The following is a 16,490-nucleotide window of genomic DNA, read 5'->3' on the forward strand; positions in this document are numbered from 1 at the left end:
TGCTAGGACCCCTCGAAGCGTTTCCGGAGAACGAGGAAATGCGCCGGCTGTCCCCAGGTGTTGATGAACGCCTGGTCGGACTGGGTGAGGGCGGTGACTGTGGACATGTCCCGTCGCCCGATCGCGACAAAGATACGATGGAAACTGTCGAGGGTCGCCATGATGGCGTCGATATCGGACGCATCGTCGGCGAGAACATCTGTCGCCGATATCGTCTCGCGCAGCGACGCAAGGCTCGCGATCGCACGGGGCAGGCTGTCGCCGAAGGGATCGTCGATCATCGCATCGACATCGAGAACCAGTTTCTCGATCGAAGCCGAAATCGCGTCGACCGCTTCGGTCTTGCCGGCCAGATAGAGCTTCCGTCCGCCGAGAAAGCTCAGACGGCTGCGGCCGAGGTGGCGCGTCGTGCGCCTCAGCTTCTCGTCATCGGACAGGACCTTCTTGTGCCAGTAGACGTCCAGGCTGTCGCGATAAGCGGGCCACGCCGAATGGATATCGAATCCCTGCTCGTGCGCCGCCGTGCACAAGGCGCCCGCGTCGAGGAAGTAGCGGTGCCGGACGAAAGGATTTTCGAGCACGTCCATCAGCCAGGATTCGAAGCTGCGCGTGTGCGGAATGCTGTTCCATTTCGCGTCGAACAGCAGCTTCGCCGTTTCGAGTCCGGGACGGCCCGTCAGCACCTTGCCGGCCGCATGAATCGCCTTGAGCGCGAGCTCGAAGAAGCCGCCGTAGCGCTCGTAGTAGGAAACGACGGCGTAACCGTCCGGATTGAGCAGCCGGTGAAAGATGCCGAGCCAATTTTCGGTCGGCTGCACCGTGTAGATGAATCCCTCGGCATCGATGATGTCGAAACGGTGATCGCTGCGAAATCCTTCGACATGGAACGACACGAGTTCACGCAGACGTTCCGCTTGGCTGAAATGCGCGAAGTAAGCCTGGATTTTTGCGTGCGCATGCCGGTTCGGCTCGGCGAGCGTCATGTTTGCGCCCCAGCTCGCAAACACGAGCGCGTTCTCGCCGGAATCAGGGCCGAATTCGAGCACGTCTGCGTCGCGGAACAACCGCGGCGGCAGCACCAGCTTGTCGGAAAACAACTCGCGCCGCAGGCCGGCATAGGCTTCGAGTTCGGCGACGGATTTGAAATTGCCGAACGTCGGCAGGACGTCCTGACGTTCGTAATAGTTGAAGAGCTTGTCCTCAGCCATGCCGCGACCCTGCGGCGGCCCCGAGGCGATCGAGCTCGCTCCAGATATCGGAGGGCGCGAAGATCGAAACGATGTGGAGCGGACGCTTCACGTTTTCGCGCAGCCGGCTGCCGACCTTGTCTTCGTTCTCCTGGTTCACCGCCAGAAGACAGACGAGCGGCTCCGACTTGCCGGCGAGGTCCTCCGGCGGGCGGATCGGAATGCCGCTGCCGGGCAGGAACAAGCCCTGGCGCTCCTTCTGGTCGTCGACCGAGAGGTCGACGAGATCCACGAGTTCATGGGCATTGGTGAAGGTGCAGGCGCGGCAGCCGGCGCCGTAGATGGCGATCTCGGCACCGTTGGCGCGGGCCTTGGCGAGGATCGGGCGAAGACGCGCGCCGTACTCCCTGGCGCGCCGACCGAATTTCTCGCCGACGCCGGACGGCGCGGGCGGGGCCGTCACGTCGTGCGCGGCGCGTCGCGCTGCGATCGCGAGGCTGCCGCCGCTGAAATTGTATTTCTTCACCGAGACCGCCTCGAAGCCGTGGCGCGCCAGCAGCGCGAGCAGCGTCGGCTCGGTGAAATAGCTGACGTGCTCCTCCCACAGGACCGAGAGGTCGCCCGCCGTCGAGCCGGGTGCGAAATCAGGCACGTCGATGAACAGCAGGCCGTCATCGCGCAGGGCGATTTTCACGCAGTCGAAAAAGTTCTCGAAATCGACGATGTGCTCCAGCACCTGGCGCGAGACGACGAGGTCGAACTTGCCGGCCTCCGCGACCGCATCGTGACACAGCGCCGGGCTGATCATGTCGGCATAGACCTTGATGCCGCGTTCGCGGGCGATCTTGCCGGACACCGGGTTGGGCTCGACGCCCACCAAAACCTTCGCACCGCGTTCGCGAAGCCTGTCCATGAACAGGCCATCGTTGCATCCGATCTCGAACACGGATTGGTGGGCCGAGAATTTGGCGATGGTATCGAGTTCGTCGACCTGGTGCGGCTCCGGCTTCCAGCTGCTGAAATTGTAGTTGAACTGCCGGTACAGGATGTCGGGATCGATCGGCTTGACGATCTGGGGCAGGCCGCATTCGCCGCAGGCGAACACCTCGAACGGATACCGTTCGTCCTGTTCGTCGCGGCTGTGCCGAAGCCGATGCGCAATCGGCATCTGTCCGAGGTCGATGACCGGGCGCAAATTGGTCGAATGGCAGAGGCGGCAATGATCAGTCATCGAATAGGAACCTCTGCTGGAATGGCTCGTGAAGCATGGCGATGGGCCAGATGCTCCGCGGCGAGCGCACCGGTCCTAGTGACATAGACCTGAACTTCCGCGGCATCGCCGCCATCCGGTGCCCAGTCGGGAAACGCCGTGCGGGAGGGATCGAACGGACCGGCGGTGGTTTCGTGAAACACCAGCCACTCCGAGGTGATCAGGATCGAGTGAAAAACCTGCTCGGGCATCCGGTAATAGCAAAGCGCGCCCCGGCCGTACGGCGCCATCTCGAGCACGTCGCGAATGCGGCCGTCGTCCTGGAAGATCACGACCTGTGCAGTGCCTTCGATCAGGTGAAACGATTCAGGTTTGCCAAAATGCTTGTGAGGCCGCACATAGGCCTCGCAGTGATGCACGATCAGCATCTCGTGCAGGCTGGACGAAGGATCGGGATGCGTGCACAGCCGGCTGCGCAGACGCGGATTGCCTGCGGCGATGCGCTTCAGCTCCGCGATCGTGGCGTCGTCTGCCGTGACGATGGCGTCGTCCGAATAATACACTTCGGGATTTTGCGCACGTAGCGAGGCCGGCCGGCGCAGGCCCGTTGCTTCATTCGAAGAAGATGAACCCATGGTCGCCCCGGTAGCCGCATTTGTCGTAGATCCAGGCCCACGTCTCCGGACCATGGAAACTCAGGCAGGTGAGCTGCCAGTAGAGCAGGTTCGCCTTCTCGCGCTCGTTGCGGAACGATTCCACCATCAGATATTTCGAGGCGCCGCGCCCCACGCGCTCGATCTCCGACACGGCGCGGAAGACGTCCTCGAGCGGAAGATTGTGGAGCACGCCGAGCGACACCACGAGATCGAAGCTGTGATCGGGGTAGGGGAGCTCGACGGCGCTGCCGACCTTCAATTGCGGCCGCACCTCCTCCTTGGCGTTGGCGATGCCATAGTCGGAGATGTCGATGCCGGCGACGGTGAGGCCGGGGACGAGCTGGGTGAATTCGTAGAGCAGATAGCCCTTGCCGCAGCCGACATCGAGCACGCTCATCCCGGATTTGATGCCATAGCGGTCGATCAGGGTCTGCGCGAGCGGGCGCCATCGTCCGTCGTAGCGGTAACCGCCATAGCCATAGCGGCGATCGCCGTCCCAGTAGTCGTGTCCCCATTGCCGCGCGACGGTGGCGGATTCCGCCTTGTCGTGCTCGACGACCCGCTGAACGTAGTTCCGCTTGGTCGATGCGTGCATCGGTTGGAGCAGGTTGATCTCGGCCATTGTCCTCAACCGGTCCGCGGCATCGTCACAGGATGGTGGCGAATTTGTTGACGAGCAGGATGTCCTCGACGGCCTGGATGTTGTCGCGCGAGGACAGCGTGATCTCCTCGACGGCCGCGTGCAGATCGCAGCCCTCGCTCAGCACGCGGTCATAGATCTCCCGCCGCCGTGCCTCGTCGGGCGGCAGCATGAAGATGCTGTAGAGAATCAGGCCGCGCAACCGCGGCAGCTCGTCCAGGATGTCCTCGAGCACCATGTAGCTGCCGGGCATGGTGTGCTCGGCGGCGCTGAGCAGATAATGCAGATTCTTCCGCCGCGCATAGTCGCGGATCACGATGTTCTGGACGTGCTGCGGGGTGCGGCTGCCGTTCAGCGGCCGGGCGCCGATATAGCCGCGATGGCCGGCTCGCTCAGCCATGGAAGCCTCCCGGGAGCTTGTATTGCATGCCGACGCGTGTCGCCGGACGCAGCAAGATCGGTTCGAAGAATTCGCCGAATCGCTTGTCCGCGTAGGGCGACATGATGCTCTTGAAGCGGCAGTTCATGCTCCAGCGCGAGCCGGCTTCCTCGTTGATGCGATTGCCGTGCATCAGGGTCTGGTTGAACAGCATCACGTGACCGTAGGGAATCTCGATGAAAGTCGCGTGCGGCTTGATGGTCTGGTAGAGTTCCTCGGCGCTGCGCAGGCTGGCCATCCGGTCCTGCATGTCGCCGTTCAGCGACGGCGGCAGCAGATACATCGATTTGGTGCGGTGGACGTCGACCAGCGGTACCCACACCACGACCTCGAACGGCGAGTCGCCCGACCAGACGTCGGAATGGGTGGCGAGGAGCGACGAATCGTCTCCGGGCAGCTGGATGCTGAGATTGACGCGGCGCTGCATGCAGAGCTCGTTGCCGACGATGGTCTCGATCGTCGAGCGCGCCAGACGGAAATAGGTCGGCCGGAACCAGGGCTCGGCGTTGAGACCGTTGAAGACGTGCAGCCGCAGGCCGTTGAGATCATCGACGCTCACCCGCGTGTGGATGGTGTCGAGCATCGCGTACGGGTCGTTGCCGTGTGGCAGCTTCAGATAGTCCGCCGCGAGCTCGGCGGCGCGCCGCTGGATCCGGTCGAGCCCGGCGCGATCGTCGGCCGGCGTGGTGACGAAGCCATCGTCGATGAAGCGTTGCGCCAGTGCCTGCTCATCGGCCTCGAGGAAAGCCGTGTCCGTCATGCAAAATACTCCCGGGCCGTCGCGCAAACATAGCTGATATCGGAGGCCGAGAGGAACTGGTTGATGGGGAGCGTGAGGATCTGATCCGCCTGCCGCTCGGTCACCGGGAACGCGCCGCGACCGTGACCCAGATGCGCTGCCGCCTCCTGGAGGTGGATCGGTACCGGGTAGTGGATCGCGGTCTCGATGCCCTTGTCGGCAAGATATTTCTGGAAGTCGTCGCGACGGTCCGTCTGCACGACGAAGGTGTGGAAGGTGTTGAACTCGATGTTGCGGCAAACCGGGATGAACAGGGGAAGGCCGGCGAGCTCGGCGCGGTATTGCGCGGCGTTGCGGCGCCGGCGTTCGATGACGGAGGGCAGGTGACGCAAGCGAATCCGGAGCACCTCGGCCTGGACCGTGTCGAGGCGTGACACGATGCCCCATTCCTGAACGTCACTGCGATTGATCAGGCCGTGATTGCGCAGGCGGCGAATTCTCGCGGCAAGCTCGGCGTCTGCAGTGACGACGAAGCCGGCGTCGCCCGCGGCATTGAGGTTCTTCAGCGGGTGGGCGGAGAAGCAGCCGAACGTACCGATGGTCCCGCTCATCCGTCCGTCATAGGTCGAGCCGACGGCCTGTGCGCTGTCCTCGATCACGGCGAGAGCGTGCTTGGCCGCAATCGCCATCAGCGGGTTCATGTCGGCCATACGCCCGGTCAGGTGCACCGGCATGATTGCCCTGGTCCGCGACGTGACGGCGGCCTCGACCGCGGCCGGATCGATATTCTGGTCCGGCAGCACGTCCGCAAATACTGGCGTGGCGCCGACGGCGATGATGGCGGCGGTCGACGCCACGAACGAATTCGGCGGGGTGATCACCTCGTCCCCGGGACCGATGTTGAGCACCCGCAACGACAGGATCAGCGCATCGGTGCCGGAATTCAGCGTCACCACATGCGGCGAGCCGAGATAGGTGGCGAGCTCCTCTTCGAGTTTCGCAACGGCCGCGCCGCCGATGAAATCGCCGCGCCGGAACACGCCCTCGACCGCCTGCATGATCTCAACGCGCTCTTCCTCGAATTGCGCGGGAAGATTGACGTAACCGATGCGCCGGCGGCCGGTGTCAGCGTCCATGGCAGAACTTCCGAACGATCTCGATGACGCGGTCCTGCTGGGCGCGCGTCAGATGCTGGTCGACGGGGAAGCTGATGACTTCCTGGGCATGGCGGTCGGTGACCGGGAAGGTGCCCGGCGCGTAGCCGAGGTGCTTGAGGCCTTCCTGCTGGTACAGCGGGATGGGATAGTGGATCTTCGCTTCGATGCCGTTGTCCAGGCAGTATTTGTAGAGCTCGTCGCGCCGCTCGGCGAACACCATGTAGAGATGGTAGACGTGCTTCACGTTGGGCCGGCGCGGCGGAATCCGCAGGCCGGGCAGGCCGGCAAGCCCCGAATCGTAATAGGCCGCGTTCTCGATCCGGCGGCGCGTGATCTCGCTGGTCTGGCCGATCAGCCAGTTGCCGACGACCGCCTGGAGGGAATCGAGCCGCGAATTGCAGCCGAGAATCGCGATCTCGTCGCGATTCTTCATGCCGTGGTTGCGGATCAGGCGAAGCCGCTCGTTCATCCCGTCGTCATTGGTGACGACGACACCGGCATCGCCCCAGACGTTGAGGTTCTTGAGCGGATGCAGGGAGAAGCCGGCAGCGATACCGTGGGTGCCGGACCGTTTTCCCGCGAACTCCGACAGGATGCCCTGGCAGGAATCCTCGACGACGGGGATGTTGTGACGCTGAGCGATCGCCATCAGCTTGCCCATGTCGGTGACCTCGCCGGTCAACTGAACCGGCATGATCGCCTTGGTCTTCTCGGTGATCGCGGCTTCGACGTAGTCGACGTTCATGCAGAAGGAGTCGTCGCAGTCGACCAGCACCGGCGTCGCGCCGGTCTCCGCGATGGCGCCGACGGTGGCGATGAAGGTGTTGGCGGCCGTGACGACCTCGTCGCCATGGCCGATGCCGAGCGCTTTGAGCGGCAGCTTGAGCGCATCGGTGCCCGATCCGACGCCGATGGCGTGACGCACGCCGATCAGCTCGGCAAAGCGCCGTTCGAATTCCGCGACTGGCTTGCCCAGGGTGAAGTCACCGGTCGCCACCAGTCGGCCGATCTCGGCCAGGATCGGTGCCGGGTCGGAGAATTGCTCGAGCAGATAGGAATATCGAACGTCGTGCATGGGGCCCGTCAGGTGGAATGAAGTTGCGGAGAGGAGGTGTGCGAGGCGGGGAGCGCGCGCGCGATCGAGGTCGCAATGGCGTCGGCGGAAAGTCCGTGCTTCTTCAGCAGCGAGTCCTGCGATCCGTAATTGTGCATGAACCGGTCCGGCAGCGACAACCGCAGCATCGCGGGCAGGCCAGAGCCGAGATTGTCGATCAGCGTCTCCGCGACCGCGCCGCCGAGGCCGCCGGATGGCACGTGCTCCTCCAGCGTCGCTACCAGCCTGGTGCCCCGGATCGCTTGCAGCAGCGCCTCGGTGTCGAGCGGCTTGACGGTGTGCATGTGCAGGATGCCGGCGCGAATGCCTTGCGCGGCCAGCAGGTCGGCCGCAGCGAGTGCGCGCTGGAGCATGACGCCTGTCGTGACCATGACGACGTCGCCGGGCGGGCGCATCAGGATGGCCTTGCCGATCTCAAAGCCGTGCTCGCCCTTCGAGACCACGGCGTCGCCACCCTTGCCGAGCCGGATGTAGATCGGCCCGGTCCAGTCGAGCGTTTGCTCCATCAGCCGCGCCGCCTCGTCGGCATCGCACGGGCAGACCACCGTCATGTTCGGCAGCGCCCGCATGATAGCGATGTCCTCGATCGCCTGGTGGGTGGGGCCGAGCGGCGCGTAGACCAGCCCGCCGCCATTGGCGATCAGCCGCACCGGCAGATTGTGCAGGCACAGATCGACGGCGACCTGCTCGTAACAGCGGCGGGTGAGGAATGTGGCGATGGTGTTGACGTAGGGCACGAAGCCTTCCATCGCGAGGCCGGCTGACATGCCGATAATGTGTGCTTCCGAAATGCCTTCGATCAGGTGGCGCTTGGGAAACTCCTTGCTCATCGCGCGCAGGGTACCTGCGCCGGGATCGGAGCCGATGTAGAGCACACGCTCGTCGCGCGCGGCGAGCTTGTGGACCATGTTCATCGCGGTGTTGCGCATGAGGACCCGATCAAAAATCCCCGACGGCGACGCGGATGGCGTGGAGCTCGCTGTCGGTGAGCTTGTTCTTGTGATGCCAATCGGCGTTGGATTCTGCGGCCGGCAGACCCTTGCCCTTGACGGTATGGCAGATGATCGCGGTGGGTTTTCCCGGAACGGCTGGGACCTGCTTCAGGACGTTGCGCAGGGCGCCGACGTCGTGGCCGTTGAGCTCCTGGACGGCAAAGCCGAAGCTGCGCCATTTGTCCGCGAGCGGCTCCAGCGGCAGGACGTAATCGGTGGGCCCGTAGCTCTGCAGCTTGTTGTAGTCGATCAGCGCGACAAGATTGTCGAGCCCGTGCTTGGCCGCGCCCATGGCGGCTTCCCACACCGATCCTTCGTTGATCTCGCCGTCGCCGAGCAGGACGAAGGTGCGGTAGCTGCGCTCGCGCATGCGCGCGGCGAGCGCGAGGCCGACACCGATCGACAGGCCGTGTCCGAGCGCGCCCGTCGAGGCCTCGACCCCCGGCACCATTCCGTATTCGGGATGTCCGCCCAGAATGCTGTCAGGGCCGCAGAAGCCGTCCAGCTCCGACAAGGGAAAGAAGCCGCGATCGGCCAAGAGCGCATAGAGTGCCAGACACCCGTGTCCCTTGCTGAGGATCGCGCGGTCGCGGGCCGGATCGCGCGGGTTGTTCGGATCGATCCGCAGCACGTCATCGTAGAGCACGCGGACCATCTCGATCAGCGACAATGCCGGACCGACATGTCCGCGTCCCGCGGAGCGGACAGAACCGAGCACCAGTCGGCGCAGATAAAGGCTACGCTCGTCCAGCGTGCAGGTGAGGGCGGCTTCAGCGTGGGGCGAGATTTGGGTCACTTCGGTAAATCGGTTGGGCGAATCGTCTGGTGAAGCCGGCGGGCTTTGTCGAGCTGACCGGCGAGGCGGATCCTAACATCGCCACCTTGCGCAGCGATTGCGCGCCGGGAGCGGCTGTCCGGCAAATAGGCGTTCAGGACAATCAGGCACCAGATTCCCTTGAACACAGGATACAGTACGTCACGTCGGATCGCAAACGCGTCATCGTTCGCCTCGAAGGCGCGCGACAGCCGTTCGATCAAGCGATTCGCGCTCGCTTCCGGCAGGTCGCTGCCGGGGTGAATGGCGGTGTCGGAGACGAGCTTGACCGGGTCGTCCCAGCCAAAATATTCGAAGTCGATGAATCGCAAGCGCCCGTCTTCGGCGCGCAACGCGTTGTGCAGTCCGAAATCGGACGGACTTAGCGCGCGATGGATGGGCGCAAGGTCCGCTGCGGGATCCCGGCCGAGTTCCGCGTAGCGCCGACGGAGCTGCCGAATCGCGACGTCAATGCTGGGAACCAGGCTGCCTTCCATGAACGCGCACAGATCGGGATGATCATCCGAGGCCCGTCTCAGTGCGTCCAGGCGCTGCTCGTACTGGGCGACGGCCGCCTCGGGCGAGAAGATGCTGGCTGAGGCGTTTCGCAGATTCTGCGCGCCTTCGGCGTCGCGCAGCTTCTGCAGCGCGATCAGGAAATCGGCGAGCTGATCGGCGTCGTCGCCTTGGGGGCGCAGCACCGCGGCCTCGCCGTCGAACCATTGATACAGCGCGCAGAACGCATCTGTGTCCTTCGCGACCGGCTGCGGTGTCGACGTGATGCCGTGGCGCGTCAGGAACGAGAGTGCATCATACTCCTGTCCCAGGCGATCGCGTCCGTCGGACGGATAATGCTTGAGGGCGAGGGGCGGTCCATCCGCCATCTCCAGCCGAAACACCCTGTTGTTGCCGCCGGATCGTGCCGGCTGGGCGGACGCAACACGCGCACCGGCCAGGCGGCTGCCGATCGCCATCGCCTCCGGCGCGGTGATGTCGGTCTCGCTCATGCCGCAAACACCTCGCGGCGGATATCGGCCCATGTCGCGATCGGCTTGCAGTGTTCGGGGTGGGGCGGCTGCGACTGCGTGAACAGGATCGATCGCGTGGCCTTCGGAAAATGCGGTTGCTCGAAGACGTCGACGAGGTCATCGATGAAGACGTCGAGCTTCAGGCTCACGAGCCTCTCGACCTTGGCGGGCAGTGTGTCCTCGAAATAGACATCGCCGATAGCCAGCGCCGCATCCGCAGCGTCGACCAGGTTGGCCCCCCGCAGCCAGCTGCGCGCGGCGTCACGCAGATCGGTGCGGTCGGGGTCCTGATGACCGAATCGGGTCTTGTGGCTGACGATGCAGACCTTCGAGCCGGCCTGCTTGCACGCCGCCAGGAATTCCCGCACTCCCGGATAGATTTCGGCGCCGCCAATTCCCTTGCCGTAGACGAAGCCTTGCAGTCCTTGCCAGGCGAGCTCGCCGCCCGCACGGGACCGGAGATCAGCCCGTAGGTCGGTCTTAAGCCCCTCCCACCCTTCCGGCACCAGCCCACGCTCACGTGCGACGGCGGCAAAGACCTTGTCGTAGCAGATGATCGTGTTGTCGAAATCGATGCCGATCCGCACGCCGCTCACTTCAGGCTGATGTTCTGCATCATCTTGATGTTGAAGTACCGGGGGTCGTTGAGCGAGTTCGGCAGGCGGCCGCCCTTGAAGGCGTTGACGAGGCCGGACACGGCCTGCTCGATCGTGTGGGTCGGCGCAAAGCCGAGCTCGCGGCGGATCTTCTCCGACGAGACGTGGTAGGAGCGGAGATCGTCGGTCGGCTCGACGACGACGTCGACATTGCTGCCGACCACCGACTTGACGATGTCGGCGATCTTCATCAGCGAGTGGTTCTCGTAACCGATATTGTAGGTCTTGCCGTCGATTTTTGCGTCATCCTGCTGAAGCAGGAACAGATAGGCCGCTGACATGTCCTCGATGTGCAAATTGGGCCGGCGCTGCGTTCCGCCGAACACGCGGATGCGGCCGGTGTTGACCGCGAGATTTGTCAGGATGTTGACGACGACGTCGAGCCGCTGCCGCGGTGCGTAGCCGCAGACGGTGGCGGGACGAACCGTGCAGGTGACGAAACCGGACGCGGCTTCGTCGGCAAGGTCGGTCTCGCACATCGCCTTGAACTTCGAGTAGTCCGTGAGCGGCTCGCAGGACAGGTCCTCGGTCACCTCGGCTTCGTCCTTGATGCCGTAGACGCTGGACGAGGAGGCATAGATGAAGCGCTTGATGCCCGCCTTCTTGGCGGCGCGCACCATCGGCCGGAAGCAGTCGTAATTGATCGACTTGCCGAGCCCCGGGTCCAGCTCGAACGACGGGTCGTTGGAGATGCAGGCGAGGTGAATCACGGCGTTGTTGCCGCGCAGGGCCTCGTTGATCGCGGCTTCATCACGGATGTCGCCCTTGATCAGGCGCAAATTGGGATTGCTGCGGACGGCATCGAACACGTCCTCGCCATACATGAACAGGTCGAGCACGGTGACCTTGTGGCCCGCAGCGAGCAACTGGGGAACCAGCACGCTACCGACATAGCCGGCACCACCGGTGACCATCACATTCCATTTTTGACCAATCACTGTCGTTCTCCAGTATCTGCCGTCGCGCTACTTCAGCAACGCGGTGACGAACTTGACCAGCGGCACCTTTTCGACCGAGCTGCGGTGGCCGACGATCCCGACCTTGATCGCGCCGGCCGCGTTGCCGATGAAGGCGACGTCCTCGATATTGCCGCCGGCGGCGACCAGCGGCGCGGTGATCGTCAGGAAGGCGTCCCCCGCGCCGACGGTGTCGACGACGGTCTTGGTAAAGGCGGGGACGCGCGTGACGCCGGTTTTCGCCGAGAAGGGGTAGCAGCCGAAGGAGCCGTGCGTGATGATCATGTTGTCGCAATCGATCTTGCCGTGCAGGCCGGCCTCGATCACGGACGCGATGTCGCTGAACTTGTCGGTTGCAGCCAGGCGCGCCTCCGGCGCGTCGATGCAGATGTAGTCGGCCCGCGGATACCTCGTGATCAAATTGTAGCCGTGATTGCCGCTGTTGCTCTGGGCATTGACCGCCAGGAATCTGGAGTTGGCGATCAGGGCGTCGATCGTGCTCGACGCGATCATCCCGTGACCGAAATCGGTGGCGATCACCACGTCCGCGCCACGCACACGCTCCGTCGTGATACGGTCGATTTCCTTCCGATCGGCCTCGTCGAGCGGCGTGTCGTCCATGGTGTAGACTTCGAAGAGCTTGTGCAGATATCCCAGCTCGACGTACCGCGATTTGCGGGTCGTCGGACGGCCCTGAAGGCGGATCGGCGTCAACGTGACGTTCGGGCGGACATGCGCCCGAATGAACTCCTCAGGGTAGTCGTTGCCACCCAGCGTCGTGACGACCTCCACCGACTTGCAGAAGCTCGCGACATGATTCGCCGCGGCGATGACGCCGCCGGCAAATTGCTCGCCGCTCTTGAACAGCGTGGCGACGATATTTTCCTTCGAGGCCTTTCCGAGCGCCGTGACGTACTGGTATTCGTCGATGATGGTGTCGCCGACCAGCACGACGTGCATGTCCTGCACCTTGTCGATCAGTTTCAGCAGGCGATCGGCGCCGCCACCTTCACGGACCTTTTGCAGGTAGTCGCGGAGCGGCGGATCGTAGATGTCGAAATACCGGTTCACCAGCGACGAGGAGCTGAATGTCACGTCGCGCGTGAACACGATGCGTCCGCCGTGACGCTCGACGACGTCGCGCTCGCTCCGGATCTTGCCGGTCACGTCGTCTTCGGGGTTTTCGTAGTCGGACCCCTTCACATAGATGTCCGGCCGAACCGTATCCAGGATCGGCTCGGCGCTGGAGGTGTGATTGATGCCGACCCAATCCACGGTCGCGAGCGAGGCTAGCATCTCGGCCCGCATGTTTTCGGGGAAGATCGGCCGACCGGGTCCCTTATTGACGTAACGGTCGGCGGTGATCGTCACCATGACGACGTCGCCCTCGTTGCGCGCCGCCTGGATGTGTCTGATATGGCCGAGATGCACGAGGTCGAAGACGCCGTGGCAGAGTGCAACCTTCCGGCCCCGCGCTTGCGCGGACCGCGCGATCTCGCCCAATTCCTCGACCGTCTTGATCTTTTCGTGCGCCGCCAGTTGGTCGTTCAACGCGGGAGTGTCGGTCGGAATATTGCCCATGAATAACCCAAAGCGCCGGCCGGCCTCAGCCGGGCGGCCCGGAATTGATCGATTCGCGGCAACGATACCCGGCTAACCTGTTCACTGGCTTGCCTTCTGCGGCGCGCCGGACGCCGCGTCGTTGTTGTCCCCGAGATATTTGAACCAGTCCTTCGTCGCGTCCGCGATCTTGTCCACCGTCCACAGGGGGGCGTCCTTGTACTGATCCATCGACTTCAGCATCGTCGCGACCCCGTCCTCAAATTTTACCTTCGGCGTCCATTTCAGGATCCGCTTGATCTTGGTGATGTCGGCATAGGTGCAGTCGGGCTCGCCGGGACGTTTGGGAATGTGGACCTTGTCGCCGCCGAGAAGCTCGACCAGCCGGTTGACACTGTAGGTGTTGTCGGAGCCGACGTTGAAAATCTCGTTCGAAACCTCGGAGCGCGCGGCGGTCACGAAAGCGTCGGCGACATCGCTGACGAAGGTGAAGTCGCGGGTCTGCTCGCCGTCGCCGACCACCGTGAAGGGCTTGCCGGCGAGCTTCTGCGCCATGAACACGCCGAACACCGCACCGTAGGTTCCCGTGGTGCGATGGCGCGGCCCGTACACGTTGAACAGGCGCAGCGCGACCGCGGGCAGCTTGTAGACCTGGCACCAGTGCATGACGCACTGCTCGCCGAGATTCTTGGTGAGGGCATAGGGATACATCGGCCGGATCTCGGCGCTCTCCGGCGTCGGGTAGACGTCGGGAATTCCGTAGCAGGAAGACGACGCGGCATAAACGAAGCGGCTGACGCCCGCCTGCCGTGCAGCCTCGAGAACGTTGACCGTGCCGTCGACATTGGCGCGGTGATACGGGATCGGGGACTCGATCGAGGGAACGATGTCTGCCAGCGCTGCGAGATGGAATACCCAGTCGATGCCGTCGAAATGCGGCTTGATCGATTCGAGCTCGGTGACGTCGGCCCGCACGATCTTCAGTCGATCAGAATCGATGCGCGAGGCCAGATTTTCGGGGCGTCCGATCACGAAATTGTCGAGCGCGACGACCTCGTGGCCGTCGTCGAGGAGGCGGTCGACGAGGTGACTGCCGATGAAGCCCGCGCCACCGGTAACGATGCATTTCATAGGAACATCCGTGATGCGAATGCCCAGCGAAACAGGCCCGCCAATGTTGAGTGAAGGTGGAAACCGAATCGGCTGCTGGTCAACTTCGAAGGTAATATACCTTTGCAATCGCTGGTGATAGCCGGTATCAGGGCGTCATGTCGCCGTCGAGCCGCGAGCCCATGCCTGCCGAGTCCGTCGATCCCGATCACAAGGCTTTCCTTGACGACTACGTAGGACGCCTCCATCGCGCGACGGCGATTGACGACGGGGTTTTCGCCAGGATTTCCGCCACCCGCACGGCTTGGTTGCGCGCGCGCGAGCAGGGCGGCCGCGTTATCTTCATCGGCAATGGAGGCTCGGCCGGCATCGCCTCGCATCTCGCAATCGATCTGGCGAAGAACGCATCAGTGCCCGCACTCTGCTTCAGCGATGCCAGCATGATGTCGTGCCTTGCCAATGATTATGGTTTCGAGGACTGGCTTGCGCACGCTGTGAGGCTGAGCGCCCGCGCCGGCGATTGCCTCGTCGCGATCAGCTCGTCGGGACGCTCGAAGAACATTCTCAATGCGGTCGCGCAGGCGCGGACGATGAAGCTCGATGTGATCACGCTGTCGGGCATGAACGCGGAGAATCCGCTGCGCAATCTCGGCGACGTCAATTATTACGTCGACAGCCGCAGCTACAACATCGTCGAGACCACGCATCAGTTCTGGATGATGGCCGCGATCGACCTCATCATTGGTCGCGCGGAGTATCCGGCGTCCTGAGGCGGTGCCGTCGATCTGATCACCACGGGGTGGGATTACCTCACCCGCTCGCATGTCTCCGTCTTACGGTCCTACGATGAAAAACCTGTTTTACGTCCGCCATACCTGCCGTCTCTGTCATTCGGACAAGCAAGAGCTTGTCGTCCCGATGGCAGGCATGCCCATCGGCACGCCGAACTTTCAGGTGCCGGACGCAAGCGTCGACGATCCCGTCTTTCGGGCCGCGGTGCCGATGGCGCTGCACCTGTGCGCGGACTGCGGCCATTTGCAGATTCTCCACGTCGGCAATCCAGAGATCCAATACCGAAACTACGTCTATACCACCTCGCTCTCGCTTGGCCTGCGGGAGCACTTCGCGGGCTATGCCAACGACGTCGTCAGCCGATTTGCCATCGCGCCGGGCTCGCTGGTCGTCGAGCTCGGCAGCAACGACGGATCGTTGCTCGGTTTCTTTAGGGAGCGCGGCATGCGGGTGCTGGGCGTCGATCCCGCCGTCGACATCGCGGGGCGTGCGACGGAAGCGGGAATCGAGACCATCGGCGATTTCTTCACCGATGCCATCGGTCGCCGCATCCTGCAAAGCCACGGCGCGGCCAGTGTCGTGATCGCCAACAACATGATCGCCAATGTCGACAATCTCGACCCGCTGGTGATCGGGGTTCGCGACGTGCTTGCGCCGGACGGGCTGTTCGTTTTCGAAACGCAGTATGGCGTCGACGTCACCGAGAAGAACCTTCTCGACACCGTCTATCACGAGCATCTGTCGTATTTTAACATCAAGCCGCTGACGCGCTTCTTCGCGCGGCTCGGCATGGAATTGATCGACGTCCAGCACATCGAGACCAAGGGCGGCTCGATCCGGGTGACCGTGCAGCGTGCCGGCGGCGCGAAGAAGCCGTCCGCGGAGGTCGCGCGCTTCATTGCCGAGGAAGACCGGCTCGGCGTCGACCGGCCGGCCTACTATGTGCCCTATGCGAAGAGAATCGCCGCCATCCGCGACGAGCTGGTCGCAATGGCCGATGCCGCCCATGCGCGCGGCCAGCTCGTGGCCGGCTACGGCGTCTCAGTCGGGACCACGACCCTGCTGCCGCAGTTCGGCCTGGAGACCAAGATCGACTTCCTGGTGGACGACGACCCCAAGAAGGGGAACGTGATGGCCGGCCCGGGGTACGACATCCCGATCCTGCCGCCCGCCGCCCTTTACGAGCGCAAGCCGGCGTTCGTCGTCGTCTTCGCTTGGCGCTATGTGGATCCGATCCGGGCCAAGCATGCAGGCTATTTCGCCGAGGGCGGAAAGTTCGTCGTGCCGTTGCCAGGCATTTCGACGATCGACCGGGCCGACTGACTTGAGGGGTCGCGAAAGGGGCTGCAGGTGAGGGGGGCCCCCGGTGGTCTCGTTCTGCGCGGAACCGGCTGAGGCCCTGGGGCGGCGCTTTGCAGGCGGCAGATAAGCCCTTGATCG

The 16,490-nt window shown here is 63.7% G+C and carries 17 protein-coding genes; 2 read left to right on the top strand and 15 right to left on the bottom strand.

The features are described 5' to 3' along the window. Positions 1-2: 2 nt before the first annotated feature. From ACVIN2_RS37175 to ACVIN2_RS37245, 15 genes are all read right to left on the bottom strand, one after another. On the bottom strand, positions 3-1,208 hold the full coding sequence (locus tag ACVIN2_RS37175) for a class I SAM-dependent methyltransferase (RefSeq protein WP_456769414.1): 1,206 nt from the start codon (positions 1,206-1,208) through the stop codon (positions 3-5). Next, positions 1,201-2,418 carry a class I SAM-dependent methyltransferase gene (locus ACVIN2_RS37180; protein ID WP_456769415.1) on the bottom strand — a complete coding sequence of 406 codons (1,218 nt, stop codon included), beginning with the start codon at positions 2,416-2,418 and terminating at the stop codon, positions 1,201-1,203. The genes ACVIN2_RS37175 and ACVIN2_RS37180 overlap by 8 nt, the downstream gene beginning before the upstream one ends. Next, positions 2,415-3,032: a WbuC family cupin fold metalloprotein gene (locus ACVIN2_RS37185; protein ID WP_456769416.1), complete on the bottom strand. Its 618-nt coding sequence runs from the start codon at positions 3,030-3,032 to the stop codon at positions 2,415-2,417. Before ACVIN2_RS37185 ends, ACVIN2_RS37180 begins: the two co-directional genes overlap by 4 nt. Next, positions 3,010-3,675: a class I SAM-dependent methyltransferase gene (locus tag ACVIN2_RS37190; protein WP_456769417.1), complete on the bottom strand. Its 666-nt coding sequence runs from the start codon at positions 3,673-3,675 to the stop codon at positions 3,010-3,012. Before ACVIN2_RS37190 ends, ACVIN2_RS37185 begins: the two co-directional genes overlap by 23 nt. 25 nt (positions 3,676-3,700) lie before the next feature. Beyond that, positions 3,701-4,093 (bottom strand): LIC12192 family sporadic carbohydrate cluster protein, encoded by a 393-nt coding sequence (locus ACVIN2_RS37195; protein ID WP_247396583.1) that lies wholly within the window; start codon positions 4,091-4,093, stop codon positions 3,701-3,703. Next, complete coding sequence (locus ACVIN2_RS37200) at positions 4,086-4,892, bottom strand: sporadic carbohydrate cluster 2OG-Fe(II) oxygenase (RefSeq protein WP_456769418.1); 807 nt, start codon at positions 4,890-4,892, stop codon at positions 4,086-4,088. Before ACVIN2_RS37200 ends, ACVIN2_RS37195 begins: the two co-directional genes overlap by 8 nt. Beyond that, positions 4,889-6,007: a DegT/DnrJ/EryC1/StrS family aminotransferase gene (locus ACVIN2_RS37205; RefSeq protein WP_456769419.1), complete on the bottom strand. Its 1,119-nt coding sequence runs from the start codon at positions 6,005-6,007 to the stop codon at positions 4,889-4,891. Before ACVIN2_RS37205 ends, ACVIN2_RS37200 begins: the two co-directional genes overlap by 4 nt. After that, on the bottom strand, positions 5,997-7,103 hold the full coding sequence (locus tag ACVIN2_RS37210) for a DegT/DnrJ/EryC1/StrS family aminotransferase (RefSeq protein ID WP_456769420.1): 1,107 nt from the start codon (positions 7,101-7,103) through the stop codon (positions 5,997-5,999). Before ACVIN2_RS37210 ends, ACVIN2_RS37205 begins: the two co-directional genes overlap by 11 nt. Positions 7,104-7,111: 8 nt before the next feature. After that, entirely contained in the window at positions 7,112-8,071 is a 960-nt protein-coding gene (locus ACVIN2_RS37215) for a transketolase family protein (RefSeq protein WP_456769421.1), read from the bottom strand. A 10-nt stretch (positions 8,072-8,081) separates the two neighbouring features. Next, on the bottom strand, positions 8,082-8,930 hold the full coding sequence (locus tag ACVIN2_RS37220; protein ID WP_456769422.1) for a transketolase: 849 nt from the start codon (positions 8,928-8,930) through the stop codon (positions 8,082-8,084). After that, the gene (locus ACVIN2_RS37225; protein ID WP_456769423.1) at positions 8,927-9,922 is read right to left on the bottom strand and encodes an aminoglycoside phosphotransferase family protein; all 996 of its coding nucleotides are present in this window, start codon (positions 9,920-9,922) and stop codon (positions 8,927-8,929) included. The genes ACVIN2_RS37220 and ACVIN2_RS37225 overlap by 4 nt, the downstream gene beginning before the upstream one ends. Before the next feature lie 29 nt (positions 9,923-9,951). Further along, on the bottom strand, positions 9,952-10,563 hold the full coding sequence (locus tag ACVIN2_RS37230) for a hypothetical protein (RefSeq protein ID WP_456769424.1): 612 nt from the start codon (positions 10,561-10,563) through the stop codon (positions 9,952-9,954). Positions 10,564-10,568: 5 nt separating this feature from the next. Then, positions 10,569-11,570 (bottom strand): NAD-dependent epimerase/dehydratase family protein, encoded by a 1,002-nt coding sequence (locus ACVIN2_RS37235; protein ID WP_456769425.1) that lies wholly within the window; start codon positions 11,568-11,570, stop codon positions 10,569-10,571. 27 nt (positions 11,571-11,597) lie between these two features. Then, on the bottom strand, positions 11,598-13,169 hold the full coding sequence (locus tag ACVIN2_RS37240; protein ID WP_456769426.1) for a PfkB family carbohydrate kinase: 1,572 nt from the start codon (positions 13,167-13,169) through the stop codon (positions 11,598-11,600). Between the two features lie 81 nt (positions 13,170-13,250). Continuing rightward, on the bottom strand, positions 13,251-14,279 hold the full coding sequence (locus ACVIN2_RS37245) for an SDR family oxidoreductase (RefSeq protein WP_456769427.1): 1,029 nt from the start codon (positions 14,277-14,279) through the stop codon (positions 13,251-13,253). A gap of 161 nt (positions 14,280-14,440) precedes the next feature. On the opposite strand from ACVIN2_RS37245, the gene ACVIN2_RS37250 reads away from it, so the two are divergent. Next, positions 14,441-15,028 carry an SIS domain-containing protein gene (locus ACVIN2_RS37250; RefSeq protein WP_245446597.1) on the top strand — a complete coding sequence of 196 codons (588 nt, stop codon included), beginning with the start codon at positions 14,441-14,443 and terminating at the stop codon, positions 15,026-15,028. Between the two features lie 76 nt (positions 15,029-15,104). Next, positions 15,105-16,373, top strand: coding sequence for a methyltransferase domain-containing protein (locus ACVIN2_RS37255; RefSeq protein ID WP_456769428.1), 1,269 nt, complete (start codon positions 15,105-15,107; stop codon positions 16,371-16,373). Positions 16,374-16,490 lie beyond the last annotated feature (117 nt).

Source organism: Bradyrhizobium sp. USDA 3650 (assembly GCF_054057395.1).